This window comes from Kitasatospora sp. NPDC048365, assembly GCF_043200835.1.
Taxonomy (GTDB): Bacteria; Actinomycetota; Actinomycetes; order Streptomycetales; family Streptomycetaceae; genus Kitasatospora; species Kitasatospora terrestris.
Window position 1 is genome coordinate 167607 of sequence record NZ_JBICYJ010000005.1, and the last position, 13432, is coordinate 181038.

Below are 13432 nucleotides of genomic sequence, written 5' to 3' on the forward strand. Positions count from 1 at the left end.
GGAGGGGCCGTCAGACGTGGACGGACACCTGCGCGTCGGCGGGAGCCGTCGCGGCTCCGGGTGCGGGCCGCTGCCGCCGGAGGGCGACGGCGGTGACGGCCAGGGCGGTGAGCAGCAGGCCCGCGCCGATCGCGAAGGCCAGGTGGAAGCCGGCGGTGAGCGCCTCCGCCCGACCCGTGCCCGCCGAGATCAGGCCGGTGGCGCGGGAAGAGGCGACCGTCGTCAGGACGGCGACGCCGAGCGCCGCGCCGACCTGCTGGGTGGTGTTGAACAGGCCGGACGCCAGGCCCGCGTCCTCCGGCCGGGCGCCGGACATGCCCAGGGCGGTCAGCGCGGTGATCGCCAGCCCGAAGCCGCCGGCGGCGAGCATCGTGGGCAGCAGGTCGGTGGCGTAGTCGGCGTCGTGGGCGGGCAGCCGGACGAGCAGGCCGAGGCCGACGGTGAGCAGGGCCAGACCGGCCAGCAGCGTGGTGCGCTCGCCGAAGCGGCCGATGGCGCGGGCGGAGACGGCCAGCGAGACGGTGCCGATGGTCAGTGCGGCCGGCAGCATGGCCAGGCCGGTGCGGGAGGCACTGTAGTGCAGGACGTTCTGCAGGTAGAGGGCGACCAGCACCTGGAAGCTGAACAGCGCGGCGAGCATCAGCAGTTGGACGAGGTTGGCGGCCACCACCGTGCGGGAGGCGAACATCCGCAGCGGCAGGAGCGGCTTCGCGGCGCGGGCCTGACGGACCAGGAAGGCCGCCAGCAGGGCGATCGACAGGCTGCCGAGCCCGGCGGTGTGCGGGGAGGCCCAGCCGTACGAGGCGGCCTCGACGATCGCGTAGACGCCGATCATCAGCCCGGCGGTGACCAGGACCGCGCCGAGGGCGTCGGCACCGGCCCGCAGGCCCGGGCCGCGGTCGTCGTCCAGCAGCCGCCGGCCGGCCAGGACGGCCAGCACGCCGATCGGCAGGTTGACGAAGAAGATCCACGGCCAGCTCAGGCCCTGGGTGAGCACGCCGCCCAGCACCTGGCCGAGCGAGGCTCCGGCGGCGCCGACGAAGCCGAACGCACCGAAGGCCCTGGTCCGTTCGGCCGGCTCCGGGAAGAGCGCCACGATCATGCCGAGGCTGACCGCGGAGGTCATCGCGCCGCCGGCGCCCTGGAGGAACCGGGCGGCGATCAGGACGCCGGGATCGGTCGCGAAGCCGCAGAGCACCGAGGCGGCGGTGAAGACCGCCAGCCCGGCGACGAAGATCCGCCGACGTCCGATCAGGTCGCCCAGCCGGCCCGCCAGGAGCAGCAGGCCGCCGAACGCGATCACGTAGGCGTCGACGATCCAGGCCAGGCCGGAGGACGAGAAACCGAGGTCCTGCTGGATGGCCGGGAGAGCGACGGTGACGATCGACCCGTCCAGGATGATCATCAGCATTCCGGTGCAGATGACGGCCAGGGCCAGCCATCGCGAGCGGGGGGTGCGGGGCATGAGAGGTCTCTCCTGTTCCACGGTACGCGGACGCGGACGCAACAAGAGAGACGTTAGCAGATAGTTTTGTAGTAGACGATTTCTTTCGGGACTACTGGCGGGGGCGGCGGGGGCGGCGCACCGGCTTGTCGGCGGCAGGCGGGGTCGCCTCCGCGGGCATCTGCTCCAGGCGGGTCAGCGCGTCGACGAAGACCTGTCGCTCGCCCGGCGACATGCCGTCCAGTGCCTCGGTGTGCACCCGGTCGACGATCACCTCGCCGCGACGCACCAGCTCCTCGCCCGCAGGGGTGACCACGATGATCCGGGCGCGCCGGTCGGTGGGGGACGGGTGCCGCTCGGCCAGGCCCGCGCGCTCCAGTTCGTCCGTGGTGACGACCATGGTGGTCTTGTCCAGGCCGGCGATCTGGGCGAGCTCGGACTGCGTGCGCTGCGCCTCCATCGCGTGCAGCAGGACGCAGTGCGCGCGCGGCGTGCTGTCGATCTCGGCCAGCGCCACCGCGAGCCGGGTGTTCATCGCATGGGCCGCCTGGACCAGCATGCCGGTCAGGTCGCGTGCCGTCCGTCCTGGAAAAGGTGTGCTCATCCCCCCAGGGTACGGCAGTCAGCGGATAGTCCACTGCGGAACCATCCCGGGGCGTGCGGGGGCTGTCAGCGGTGCTTGAACTCCTCGATGGCGTCCCGGGCCACCTGCACCATGCCCGCGCTGCCGACATGGCCCGAATCCTCGGAGATGTGGAGCCGTGCGCCCGGCCACGCCCTGACCAGCTCCCAGGCGCTCCGCGGCGGACAGCCCATGTCGTGCCGGCCGGTGATCACCACCCCCGGGATCCCGGCCAGCCGGTGCGCGTCGCGCAGCAACTGGTCCTCCGCCAGCCAGGCGCCGTTGGCGAAGAAGTGCGAGCAGATCCGGACGAACGCGATCTGCTCGTCGACCTCGCGGTCGCCGTACATCCCGGGGACGGCGGTGGGCTCGCCCGACACCACCGCGTCCTCCCAGGCCAGCCAGTCGGCGGCGGCCCGGCGCCGGACCTCCCGGTCGGGGCTCTCCATCAAGCGCGCGTACGCCGCGAGCAGGTCGCCGTCCCGCTCCCGCTCGGGGACGCCTGCGCGGAACCGGTCCCACGCCTCGGGGTGGAACCGGCCTGCGCCCCGGTACAGCCAGTCGATCTCGGAGCGCCGACTCGTCATCACCGCCTGGAGGATGATCTCGCTCACCCGCTCGGGATGCCGCTGCGCGTAGGCGAGGGTCAGCGTGACGCCCCAGGACGCGCCGTTCAGCAGCCACCGCTCGACGCCGAGGTGCTCGCGCAGCCGCTCCATGTCGTCGATCAGGTGCCGGGTGGTGTTCAGCCGCATGTCCGCCGCCGGGTCGGAGGCGTGCGGCGTGCTGCGCCCGCAGTTGCGCTGGTCGAAGCGGATCACCCGGTAGCGCTCGGGATCCCACGCCCGCAGCGGCCGCCGCGGCGAGCCCGAGCCCGGGCCGCCGTGCACCCCCAGGGCGGGCTTGCCGTCGGGGTTGCCGTACTGCTCGAAGTAGACGCGGTTGCCGTCGCCGGTGTCGAGGAAGCCGGTGTCGTAGGGGTGGATCGGAGAGTAGTCGGCCATAACCGACGATCCTACGGGGACGATCGGATTTTCATCCCACAACTCACACATGCAGCAGCCTATTTGAGCTCCAGTCAGCGTCCCGGGAGTGCCGCGGTGGGCGTCGGCCCGTCGGTCTCTGATTGGATGTCACCATGATCGCAGGCACCACCCACGCGGAATCCGGCCTCAGCAAGGCCGTCTGGAGCGACACCGACTTCGACGAGATGGAGTGGCACCAGGTCACCATCCACGGACTCTGCGTACAACCCGGGGCGACCGACGGCGCGCTGCCGCGCCTGATGCTGGACATCGACTACATCATCCGTTGGGTCTACCCCGTCGAGCCGGAGAAGCACTTCACCTTCTGGATCTCGCCCGCCACGCTGGTGTTCGAGGACGTCCGGGACGTCGTGGGCGACCTCTCCTTCACGGGGCTGCCGCTGAGCCTGGACATCGACCAGCTGCGGCGCGCCGACCCGCAGGACGCCGAGGACGCCCCGCACTGGCACATCGAGGGCCAGTCCTTCGACCTGAGGTTCCGGGCCTCGGGATTCCGGCAGTACCTGCGGCAGGTGCCGCAGCACTCGCCGAGGCTCGTCCTCACCCCCGACGCCCGCGGCGGGATCGCCTTCACCGAGACCGCCTTCGCCTGAGCCCGCCCGGCCCGGCCCGGTCCGGCCCGGTCCGGCCCTACGCGGGCAGGTCGAGGACCCGGGCGAGCGCGGCGCTCACGCCGGCCCGGTGGTCGGGTACGTACCGGGCCGCCCAGCCGGTGGCGAGGGCGAGGAAGTCCGTCAGGTCGCGCTCCACTCCGGCCAGGAGCGAGGGGAGCTCGGCGGCGGGCAGTTCGATCACCGGGCTGTCGCTGCGCTCGCTGTCCACCGTGAGCCGGAGGGTGTCGCCGGTGCGCTCCGCCAGCGGCGACGGGTCGTGCCCGAAGCCGAGCACTCCGTCGCCGTCGGTGAGCCGGTACCAGTCGCGCCAGTCCTCCAGCCCGTCGCAGCAGCCGGGCAGGAACTCGGTGCCGCTCGCGGTGTCGGCGACCCGCAGGCCGCCGGCCGCGAACAGGTGCTCGAACGTCAGCAGCCCGTGCAGGAACGAGCCGAGCGGATCGGCGGGCCGCGGCGGACGGTCGCCGTCGGGGTCCACGTCGTTGCAGCCCGCGATCCGCATCACCGCCGTCCCCACCTCGGCGGACGAGAGCCGCCCGTGCAGCGCGAAGAACGCGAACGGCTGCACCTCGGCCACCGGCCACAGGTCGAAGCCGTCGGGGGTGAGGATCTCCAGGACGGGCTGCATCACGATCACCCGCCGAAGTGTTCCGCACGCCCACCCGCCACGCCGCCGATTTTCGCGGCGGCCGCGTGGGTGGTCCGAGAGCGCGGGAGCGGCGAACGGCCCGCTTGAGGTCGGGTGTTCGCGGCTCCCGCGCATCGGGGCGCTGCCGGGAACGATTCAACCGGAGCCCGGCCCGGCCTCCTACTGGAGTTCGACACGACGCGGGCCCGTCGGCATCGGGTGATCGGACAGGACGGCCCCGCAGCGGGCGGGGCGGCGTGGGCGACTGTGGGCGACTGTGGGTCCCGACGGGTGGGGAGGCCCGTCGGCGGGGGGTTCGTCGGGTGATCGAACAAGAGGCGTGCAGACCTACTGGCCTTGCATTTACGATGCCGAATGCACCTTCGCCATGGCATTGGCGAGAGCGAGACCCGTCCCGGAACCAACGGAGCACAGCGTGATCGTCGGAGACCTGCTGGAGCTGGACGACCTCCACCTGGAGGTCGCCTGGGCAGCACCCCACCTGCTCGGACGGGAGGTCACCGGCGTGACCTCCACCGACCTGCAGGACCCGGCGCGCTACCTGCAACCCGGCGAGCTCGTCCTCACCGGGCTGGTCTGGTGGCGCCCCGAGGACGCCCAGGCCGCCCTGCGCTTCGCCAACTCGCTGCGGATCGCCGAGGTCGCCGGCCTGCTCGCCGGCGAGGGCACGCACGGCGCCGTCCCGCCCGAACTCGTCGACGCCTGCCGCCGGCACGGCATACCGCTACTCGCCATCCCCGCCGGCACCAGCTTCCGTGCCGTCACCGACCGGATCTACCTGCGCCTGTGGGGAGGCCTGCAGACCCGCGCCGAAGGCAGCGCGGCCCTGCCGGCCGCCGCCCGGCGGTCGATCGGCGAACTGATCCGCACCCGGGCCCCGCTCGACGAGCTGCTGCGCCGCGCCGTCGCCGACCTCGGACTGCCCGCCTGCTCGCTGCGCACCGGCGCCGGACGCGTCCTCGGCACCTCCGACCCGACGAGCGAGCCCGCGAGCGGCCCGGCCGGCACCACCGGCCCGGGCGTCGCCACCGAGCCCGTGCCGGTCGGCCCGCCCGGCGACACCCCGTTCGACGGCTGGCTGCTGCACCCCCACACCGCGCCCGGTCCGACCGCCACCACCATGCTGCACGGTCTGGCCGAGCTGCTCGCCCCGCTCGCCACCCGCGCCCGCGCGGCCGCCGGCGCCGCCCGGCAGACCGGCGGCCGGCTCCTGGAACTGCTCGGCGGATCCACCGACCCCGAGGCCGAACGGGCCCTCGCCCACTCCGGCCTCCCGCTGAACCACCCGCTCACCCCGGTCGCCGCCCGGATCGACAGCACCGCCGAGACCTGGACGGCCGCCGCCCTCGCCGAGGCGCTGCACGAGCTGACGGACGCCCCGTTCCTCGCCGCCCCCGACGGGCGCGGCGGCGCGATCGCCCTGTGTGCGGCACCCGAGGCCGCCGTCGCCGCCACCCTCGCCCGGGTTCTCCCGCGCCTGGAGGCCCGGCTCACCAGCCGCCGCCGGGTCAGCCTCGGCATCGGCCCCACCGTCGAGCCGCGCGCCGCCGAACTCCGCGCGGCCCTCGTCCAGGCCGACTACGCGCTGCGCACCCGCCCGCCCGGCGCCGTCGGCCGCAGCTGCGACCTGACCTCCGTCGACACCCTGCTGCGCGGCCTGCCCGCCGAGGTCGCCACCGCCTACCGCCGGCGGCTGCTCGCCCCGCTGGTCGAGCACGACCGCGCCAACGGGGTCTCGCTCGTGGACACCCTGGACGCGTTCCTCCGACACAGCGCCTCCTGGGCCCGCACCGCCGAGGCGTTGAGCATCCACGTCAACACCGTCCACTACCGGGTCAAGCGGATCGAGGAGCTGACCGGCCGCAACCTGCTGCACCTCCAGGACCGCCTCGACCTCTGGGCGGCCCTGCGGATCGCCCCGGCACCGCACCCCTGACGGGGGACGGCCGGCACCAGGGCGGAAATTCCTTTGCAGGGCGCGCGGGTCGCCCACGATCCTCTCGGGATGGACCTTCCTCAGCCGGTGATCGACCTCGACGACCTGACCCTCCGCCGCTTCGAGGAGGCGGACCTGCCCGAGTTCCTCAGGGTCATCGACGAGTCGCTGGAGCATCTGGCGCCCTGGATGGCCTGGACCACCGAGCACACCCCGGAGCGGACCGCCGAGTTCCTCGCGCGCCGCGGCGAGAAGTGGGAGAGCGGGCAGGCGTACAGCTACGCGATCGTGCTGGACGGTGCGATCGTCGGCGCGATCGAGCTGTTCCGCGGCGAGGGCGCCCCGGACAACAGCCGGGAGATCGGCTACTGGCTGCACCCCGCCGCCACCGGCCGGGGCCTGGTCACCCGGGCCGCCCGAGCGGTGGCCGCGCAGGCCTTCCGCCTCCCCGAGGTCGACTGGGTCGAGATCGTCCACGACCCGGCGAACCTGGCCAGCGGGGCCGTCCCGGCCCGCCTCGGCTTCACCGTCCACCTGCGCCGCCCCGCCGAACGGCACGCCCCGGCGGAGACCGGCGAGGACCAGGTCTGGCGGCTGACCCGCGCCCGGGCGTGTGCCGACTGACACATCCTCAGGCGGCCTCCGGTGTGCCATGATCGTCGCTGAGTGTTCGCGCGCTCCGGGGTCGGTGCAATTCCGAACCGGCGGTGAAAGTCCGCGACCCGGCCGAAGCCATCGGCCGGTTGACCTGGTGGAACTCCAGGACCGACGGTGAAAGTCCGGATGGAAGGCAGTGCGCGGCGAGTTGTCGTCCGACCCGGCCGGCTCCCCTGCGGGCGCACCGGCCGTGCGGACGTGCTGCTCGCTCAATTCCCCCGGAACGGCGTCCGCGCATCCGGGCAGACATCCGGTGCGGCGCCGTCCATGGCTGGGGGGCCGTCGTGCGCCCGCACGCGCCCTCCCGCATGGCCGCGTTCTCTCGCAGATCAGTGAATCCCCACCGGGATTCCCGACCTCAGGAGAGAGCAGATGGCAACCACGATGACCACCACCACCCCCACCGACCGCCTCCAGCAGGTCGCCCGGGCGGTCGAGGCCTTCCGGCGCGGGGAGTTCGTCCTCGTCTTCGACGACGAGTCCCGCGAGAACGAGGGCGACCTGATGGTGGCCGCCGAGTACACCGACGAGACCGCGATGCGGTACATGCTGGACCACACCTCCGGCGTGGTCTGCGCGGCGGTGCCGTACGAGCGGTGCGAGGAGCTGGACCTGCCGCAGATGGCGGAGGACAACTCCGGGCTGCACGGCACCGCGTTCACCGTCTCCGTCGACCTGGTCGCCGGCGGCACCACCGGCATCCCGGTCGACGAGCGGGCCCGCACTGTGCAGGCGCTGGCCGACCCGGCGGCCCGGCTGGCGGACTTCGCCCGGCCCGGGCACGTCTTCCCGGTGCGCGCCGCCCGCGGCGGGGTGCTGGAGCGCGACGGGCACACCGAGGCGGCGGTCGACCTGTCCCGGCTGGCCGGGCTGTCCGGTGTGACCACGATGTGCGAGGTGGTCCGCCCGGACTGGTCGATGGCCCGCCCGGACGACCTGCGGGCGCTCGCCGAACGCGACGGGCTCGCCCTGATCTCGGTCGGTGACCTGGCCGCCTACCGCAGGGACACCGAGCCGGCCTCCTGACCCGGCGGCTCCGCCACCGCTCCGCCGTGTCGACGAGGTGGAGCGGTGGCGGCGGTCAGGGCCGGAGCGCGGCCGTGACGAGGTCGTGCACTCGCTGCTGATGGTCCAGGTAGGCCAGCAGAGCCGCCGCCAACTGTGCGGCAGATTCCAGCGTTTCCGGACGGAGTTCCGCGACGAGCTGCAGGTGGCTGCGGACCCGGACCAGCGCCGGCTGGCCGACGTGGAAGTGGGCGGACGAGGACTCCAGGTGCAGCGCGAGGTACGGCACGGCGAGCGAAGCCGTCATCCGCTCCTCGTAGCTGCCGAAGGAGGACCAGACGACGACCGGCCCGTCCGCCGTGGCGACCAGGCAGATGCTCGGGCGGCCTACGACGTCGACGGTGCTGGTGGCGTGGCTGTCCAACTCCCGGGGCAGCAGCTCCGGGCGGTCGAGCAGGTGGAGGGCGTCCCGGAGGAGGGTCGCAAGGTCGGCGGCGATCGGGCAGTCACCTCGGGAGTCGTCACGGGCGGAGCGGCCCGGCCATCGTAGGCGGTGGCGACTCGGGCGCGCTCAGAGGGCGAGGGTGCGCCAGCCCTGGGTGATCTGGTCGCGCACGGCGTCGGCGAGCGGCGCCGACGGGCCCGGACGGGCCGTCAGGAGGTCGGCGAGCGCCGCGCCGTCCGCCGGGCGGGCCGCCGGGTCGGAGGTCAGGGCCCGGGTGACGACCGCCGCGAGGGCCGGGTCGAGGGCCTGCACGGCGCCGAGGGCGAGCGGCTCCGGCCCGGTGTCCACGATGCGGCGGATCACCGCGCCGGTGCTGGTCGCGGCGAACGGGCTGGCGCCGTGGGCGGCGCACACCACGCAGCAGGCCCACGCCCAGATGTCGGCGGACGGCCCGACCGCGCCGTCGTCCAACTGCTCGGGCGCCATGTAGGTGAGGGTGCCGGGGCCGCCGCCGGTCCGGGTCAGCCGAGTGCCGTCGACGATGGAGGCGATGCCGAAGTCCAGCAGGCGCGGTCCGGCCGTGGTCAGCATGATGTTGCCCGGCTTGAGGTCGCGGTGGACCAGGCCCAGCCGGTGGACTTCCGACAGCGCCACGGCCAGCGCGAGCGCGAGCGCCCGCAACGCCTGCGGCTCGCGGATCGGCCCGTGCTCGCGCAGGTGGACGTCGAGCGGCCGGCCGTCCAGCAACTCCATCGCCAGGTATGGACGTCCGGCGTCCACCCCGGTGTCCAGCACCCGCGCGGTGTAGTCGCCGGGGACCATCGCCAGCACCCGCGCCTCCCGTTCGAAGCGGCGCAGCAGCTCGGTGTCGTCCAGCAGTTCGGGGTTGAGGGTCTTCAGGGCGACCTGGGTGGCGGCGCCCTGCCGCTGGGCGAGGTACACCGTCCCCATGCCGCCGGCGCCGATCCGGCCGAGCAGCCGGTAGCCGCCGATGGTCCGCGGCTCGCCGGGGCGGAGCGCCTGGTGGGCCGGGTGCGCCGCGGCGACCGGGCCCGCATCGGCCTGCGTCGGCACGTACCCGGCCGGCCGGACGGGCGACACGCGGTCGGGCGTCACGGGCGGCAGGTGGGCCGGCGGGGGAGTGGCGGCGGCCCGCGGCCGCAGGGCGCTCCGGCTGGTGAGCAGCGCGACGGCCTGGACCAGCAGGGCGGCCAGCACGAGTCCGGACGGGACGAACACGCCGACCGCCGCGCGCAGCAGGAGGACGAGGACCAGCCGGGTGCGGGTGGCGGGATCCAGGCGGCGGCCGGGGCCCGCGCCCAGCAGGTTCCGCTGGGTCAGGAACCAGAGCAGCAGCCCGGCGGCCAGCAGGACGAGCGTCAGGACGACGAACAGGTTCCGCGCGGTCGACCAGTCGAGGTCGGTGACGATCGCGAACTCGGCGGTCTCCTCGAACGCCACCGAGTCGGTCAGCACCCCGAAGCCGGCCACGCCCTGGGTGCGGATCAGTACGACGAGGCCGACGGCCCCCGCCAGCTCCAGGAGCAGCTCGCCGAGGGCCGCCGGGGAGGCCAGGACCGAGGGCCGGCCGTCGCGGACCGCCTCCACCCGGCGCCGCGCCCCGCGCTGAGCGGCCGTCAGCAGCGGCAGCGACAGCAGCCGCAGGACCAGCGCCAGCCCGAGCACGACCACCAGTCCGGGGACCACCGTCGTTCCCGCGTCCACCGACATGCGCCCCCCGTATCCGTCTGCACACCGTGCCTGCTCGGCCACACGGAGTATAGATCGCGTCGGCGCACCGTGACGGTCAGAGCTCGATGAGCATGCCGTCCGTCGCGACGGCGGCGCCGGCCTCGGCGAGGGCCCGGGCGGTGGCGGGGCCGGGCGGGTGGTTCAGCGGGTTGGTGTTGTTGAGGTGGGTGTAGAGGTGGCGCGGGCCGTGGTGCCGGGCGAGGTGGGGGAGGGAGTCGTGGATGGCGAGGTGTCCCGTGCCGCGGGAGGTGCGGGCGCCGCCGGTCCGGTCGGTGAGTTCGTCGTCGGTGGCGAAGGTGCCGTCCAGGATCACCAGGTCCGCGCCGTCGAGGGCGCGGTCGAGGGCGGGCGTCCACGCGGCCACGCCGGGGGCGTACACCGCGCAGGCGCTCCCGGCGGCGTCGGTGAAGCGGTAGCCGGTGACCCAGTCGGTGCGGTCCTGCCACTGCTCGCCGGGCAGGTCGGTGGCGTACCGGGGCCGCTTGCCGCCGAGGGCGATCGGTTCGGCGCGCAGACCGCCGTCGAGCTCGACGGCCCGGCCCTCGGCGACGGTGTGCCAGTGCACCTTGGTGTAGGGCGCGAGCAGCGGTCCGGCCGGGAAGGCGGTGTGCAAGGTGTGGCGGACCGGCAGGGCGGCGTGGACGGTGAGTTCGGCGGCCTCGCGCAGCAGCGGCAGGCCCAGGGTGTGGTCGAGTTCGGCGCTGGTGAGCAGGACGCCGCGCAGCGGGGTGTCGCGGGTGCCGGGTGCCGGGGCGAGCTCGGGGGCGGCCAGCAGCTGGCCGCGCAGGTCGGGCGAGGCGTTGACCAGGTACCAGGCCTCGCCGTCCGCGCTGACGGCGAGGCAGTCCTGGGTGCGGTGGGCACCGGTGCGGCGGGCGGTGGCGCAGCCCGGGCAGTCGCAGTTCCACTGCGGGAGGCCGCCGCCGGCGGCGGTGCCGAGGATTCGGATCTTCAATGCGGCCTCCGGGGTGCGAGCGGCCCGCCGGGTGCGGCGGGCGCGGTGATCAGGTGGTGGTCGGGGGAGAGCCGGCAGGCCGGGTCGGTGGCGCCGGGGTCGCCGGTGAACTGGTACGCCTGGCAGCGGCAGCCGCCGTGGTCCTGGGTGCGCAGGTCGCAGTCGCGGCACGGTTCGGGCATCCAGTCGGTGCCGCGGTAGCGGTTGAACGCCGGCGAGTCGTACCAGATGCCGACCAGCCCGGCGGTCAGCACGTTCGGCAGCGGCGGCCCCGGGAGGCCGCCCGCGGCGAGGCAGGGCAGGACGGTGCCGTCGGGTGCGACGACGAGCTGGCGCCGGCCCCAGCCGTCCATGCAGGGCTTGACGGTGCCGCCGTGCTGGTCGGCGGGGACGTAGGCGATCTCGACCCGGTCGCCGTGGCGCGCGCGGGCGGCGGCCAGGTCGGCCTCGGCCTGCCGGACCTGCTCGGCGCCGGGCGCGAGGTGGGCGCGGTTGCGCCAGGCCCAGCCGTAGTACTGGGTGTGCGCCAGCTCGACCCGGTCGGCGCCGAGGGCCACCGCGAGGTCGGCGATCGCGCCCAGCCGGGCCAGGTTGCCGCGGTGCAGGACGGCGTTGACGGTCAGCGGCAGGCCCGCGCCGGTGAGCAGGGCGGCCGCCGCGCGCTTGCGCCGGTGCGCGGGCCGGCCGGCGACGGCGTCCGCGCCGAGCGGATCCGCGTCCTGGAGGGACAGCTGGACGTGGTCCAGGCCCGCCTCGGCCAGGGCGGCGGTGCGTGCGGCGTCCAGCGGCAGGCCGCTGGTGATGAGGTTGGTGTAGAGCCCCGACCGGCGGGCGTGGCCGACGAGTCGGACGAGGTCGCTGCGGAGCAGCGGCTCGCCGCCGGTGAAGTGGACCTGCAGGACGCCCAGGTCGCGTGTCTGGTCGAGCACCCCCAGCCACCGGTCGGTGTCCAACTCGGCGCTTCGGGAAGTCAGTTCGACCGGGTTGGCGCAGTAGCCGCACTGCAGCGGGCAGCGGTGGGTCAGCTCGGCGACCAGCCCGAGCGGGACGGGCGCCCGCAGCCCGGCGACCGCCCGGCCGGCGGCGGGGCGCGGGTCGACGGGTGCGCCGGTACCGTCCTGCGCGAGCAGGCGGCGGGCGGCGAGGTCGGCGAGGAGCGCGCGCACCTGCCCGGCATCCACGCCGTCGTACGCGGCGGCCAGCCGGTCGGTGATCGCGGCGGCGTCCCGCTGCCCGTCGCACAGGCGGAGCACGGCGGCGGCGGTGTCGTTGAGCAGCAGCACGCCCTCGGGGTGGAGCAGCGCGGCCTGCCCGCGCACCGGGTCCTCCACCAGCCGGACGCCGCGCCGCAGCCCGGGAGCGGCGACGGGAGCGGCCACCGGACCGGCCGCCGGAGCGGTCACCGGTCGGCGCCGTAGTCGACGGCGTCCAGCATGGCGCGCAGCACGTCGCACTTGAAGGCCAGCGCGTCGAGGGCGGCCTGCTGCCGGGCGGCCCCGGTGGAGTGGTCCAGGACCAGCTCCAGGGTCCGGGCACTGTCCCGCCGGGCGTCGGGGATGCGGTGCTCGAAGTACGCGTACCCGGCCGGGTCGATCCAGTCGTAGTGCTCGCGCCAGGCGGTGACCCGCTGGGCCATGTGGTCGGGGGAGAACATCTCGGTCAGCGCGGCCGCCACCCCCTCGATCCAGGGCCGGGTCTGGCAGAAGTGCAGGTAGCCGTCGACGGCGAAGCGCACCCCGCGGGTGACGTGCCGCTGGTCGGTGACCTCCTCGCGGGTCAGCCCGACCGCCTCGGCGAGCACCAGCCAGTCCGCCAGGCCGCCCCGGTCGTCGGCGGTGCCGTCCTGCTGGGCGAGCCGCCGCGACCACTCCCGCCGGACCTCCGGCAGCGGGCAGTTGGCGATGATCGCGGCGTTCTTGCGGGTCAGGCAGAGCTGGTAGTACCAGCGGTTGGCGACCCAGCGCCGCAGCTCCGGCGGCGTGCAGCCGCCGGAGTGCAGGCGCAGGTGGAACGGGTGGGTGTCCCAGTACCGTCCGCGCAGGTCGTGCAGGGCGGCCGCGAACCGTTCGCGGGTCAGCGGCCGGGCGACCGGTCCGGTCACCGGGTGGTCCGGGCCGCGTACGCGGTGACCTCGGCGCCGGTGCGGTGGCACTCCACCACGGGCGCCGACCACGCGGGCCGGACGGCCTGCGGGCCCGCGACGGGCGCGGCCGGGGCGACCGGGGCGACCGGGGCGATGGGGGCAGGGCCGGGGACGGGTTCGGTGTTCATCGAGACCTCCTGGACGTCGGGGGTTCGTGCTCTCCGTGG

General features: G+C 74.7%; 14 protein-coding genes and 1 riboswitch. Of the genes, 4 read left to right on the forward strand and 10 right to left on the reverse strand.

What is annotated here, in order from left to right; all coding sequences use genetic code 11:
- Window positions 1-10 precede the first annotated feature (10 nt).
- The 3 genes from ACGFX4_RS07020 to pip all read right to left on the reverse strand — a co-directional run bounded on the left by ACGFX4_RS07020 (window position 11) and on the right by pip (window position 3070).
- The gene (locus ACGFX4_RS07020; RefSeq protein ID WP_393070942.1) at window positions 11-1465 is read right to left on the reverse strand and encodes a DHA2 family efflux MFS transporter permease subunit; all 1455 of its coding nucleotides are present in this window, start codon (window positions 1463-1465) and stop codon (window positions 11-13) included.
- Window positions 1466-1556: 91 nt separating this feature from the next.
- Window positions 1557-2048 (reverse strand): MarR family winged helix-turn-helix transcriptional regulator, encoded by a 492-nt coding sequence (locus ACGFX4_RS07025; protein WP_393070943.1) that lies wholly within the window; start codon window positions 2046-2048, stop codon window positions 1557-1559.
- A gap of 65 nt (window positions 2049-2113) precedes the next feature.
- Window positions 2114-3070 (reverse strand): prolyl aminopeptidase, encoded by a 957-nt coding sequence (gene pip, locus ACGFX4_RS07030; RefSeq protein WP_393070944.1) that lies wholly within the window; start codon window positions 3068-3070, stop codon window positions 2114-2116.
- Between the two features lie 134 nt (window positions 3071-3204).
- Here pip and ACGFX4_RS07035 point away from each other — a divergent pair, with 134 nt between their 5' ends.
- Entirely contained in the window at window positions 3205-3705 is a 501-nt protein-coding gene (locus ACGFX4_RS07035) for a hypothetical protein (protein ID WP_393070945.1), read from the forward strand.
- A 37-nt stretch (window positions 3706-3742) separates the two neighbouring features.
- On the opposite strand, the gene ACGFX4_RS07040 is transcribed toward ACGFX4_RS07035, so the two are convergent.
- Complete coding sequence (locus ACGFX4_RS07040) at window positions 3743-4360, reverse strand: hypothetical protein (protein WP_393070946.1); 618 nt, start codon at window positions 4358-4360, stop codon at window positions 3743-3745.
- Between the two features lie 427 nt (window positions 4361-4787).
- On the opposite strand from ACGFX4_RS07040, the gene ACGFX4_RS07045 reads away from it, so the two are divergent.
- The 3 genes from ACGFX4_RS07045 to ribB all read left to right on the forward strand — a co-directional run bounded on the left by ACGFX4_RS07045 (window position 4788) and on the right by ribB (window position 7991).
- Window positions 4788-6308, forward strand: a complete 1521-nt coding sequence (locus ACGFX4_RS07045; RefSeq protein WP_393070947.1) for a PucR family transcriptional regulator — start codon at window positions 4788-4790, stop codon at window positions 6306-6308.
- 69 nt (window positions 6309-6377) lie between these two features.
- Window positions 6378-6932, forward strand: coding sequence for a GNAT family N-acetyltransferase (locus ACGFX4_RS07050; protein WP_393070948.1), 555 nt, complete (start codon window positions 6378-6380; stop codon window positions 6930-6932).
- A 46-nt stretch (window positions 6933-6978) separates the two neighbouring features.
- Window positions 6979-7109: riboswitch (FMN riboswitch) on the forward strand.
- 228 nt (window positions 7110-7337) lie between these two features.
- On the forward strand, window positions 7338-7991 hold the full coding sequence (ribB, locus tag ACGFX4_RS07055; protein WP_393070949.1) for a 3,4-dihydroxy-2-butanone-4-phosphate synthase: 654 nt from the start codon (window positions 7338-7340) through the stop codon (window positions 7989-7991).
- Window positions 7992-8046: 55 nt separating this feature from the next.
- Here ribB and ACGFX4_RS07060 read toward each other — a convergent pair whose 3' ends face one another.
- The 6 genes from ACGFX4_RS07060 to ACGFX4_RS07085 all read right to left on the reverse strand — a co-directional run bounded on the left by ACGFX4_RS07060 (window position 8047) and on the right by ACGFX4_RS07085 (window position 13393).
- Window positions 8047-8394 (reverse strand): hypothetical protein, encoded by a 348-nt coding sequence (locus ACGFX4_RS07060; RefSeq protein ID WP_393070950.1) that lies wholly within the window; start codon window positions 8392-8394, stop codon window positions 8047-8049.
- A 147-nt stretch (window positions 8395-8541) separates the two neighbouring features.
- Window positions 8542-10146 (reverse strand): serine/threonine-protein kinase, encoded by a 1605-nt coding sequence (locus ACGFX4_RS07065; protein ID WP_393070951.1) that lies wholly within the window; start codon window positions 10144-10146, stop codon window positions 8542-8544.
- A 76-nt stretch (window positions 10147-10222) separates the two neighbouring features.
- A complete protein-coding gene (pqqB, locus tag ACGFX4_RS07070; protein ID WP_393070952.1) occupies window positions 10223-11122 on the reverse strand; it encodes a pyrroloquinoline quinone biosynthesis protein PqqB in 900 nt (299 codons plus the stop codon).
- Entirely contained in the window at window positions 11119-12525 is a 1407-nt protein-coding gene (gene pqqE, locus ACGFX4_RS07075) for a pyrroloquinoline quinone biosynthesis protein PqqE (RefSeq protein WP_393070953.1), read from the reverse strand. The genes pqqB and pqqE overlap by 4 nt, the downstream gene beginning before the upstream one ends.
- A complete protein-coding gene (pqqC, locus tag ACGFX4_RS07080) occupies window positions 12522-13223 on the reverse strand; it encodes a pyrroloquinoline-quinone synthase PqqC (protein WP_393070954.1) in 702 nt (233 codons plus the stop codon). Before pqqC ends, pqqE begins: the two co-directional genes overlap by 4 nt.
- Window positions 13220-13393, reverse strand: a complete 174-nt coding sequence (locus ACGFX4_RS07085) for a hypothetical protein (RefSeq protein WP_393070955.1) — start codon at window positions 13391-13393, stop codon at window positions 13220-13222. Before ACGFX4_RS07085 ends, pqqC begins: the two co-directional genes overlap by 4 nt.
- Window positions 13394-13432: the final 39 nt, after the last annotated feature.

Coding starts and splice junctions, on each gene's coding strand:
- ACGFX4_RS07020 (WP_393070942.1), bottom strand. CDS start 1,465: ATGCCCCGCACCCCCCGCTCGCGATGGCTGGCCCTGGCCGTCATCTGC.
- ACGFX4_RS07025 (WP_393070943.1), bottom strand. CDS start 2,048: ATGAGCACACCTTTTCCAGGACGGACGGCACGCGACCTGACCGGCATG.
- pip (WP_393070944.1), bottom strand. CDS start 3,070: ATGGCCGACTACTCTCCGATCCACCCCTACGACACCGGCTTCCTCGAC.
- ACGFX4_RS07035 (WP_393070945.1), top strand. CDS start 3,205: ATGATCGCAGGCACCACCCACGCGGAATCCGGCCTCAGCAAGGCCGTC.
- ACGFX4_RS07050 (WP_393070948.1), top strand. CDS start 6,378: ATGGACCTTCCTCAGCCGGTGATCGACCTCGACGACCTGACCCTCCGC.
- ribB (WP_393070949.1), top strand. CDS start 7,338: ATGGCAACCACGATGACCACCACCACCCCCACCGACCGCCTCCAGCAG.
- ACGFX4_RS07065 (WP_393070951.1), bottom strand. CDS start 10,146: ATGTCGGTGGACGCGGGAACGACGGTGGTCCCCGGACTGGTGGTCGTG.
- ACGFX4_RS07085 (WP_393070955.1), bottom strand. CDS start 13,393: ATGAACACCGAACCCGTCCCCGGCCCTGCCCCCATCGCCCCGGTCGCC.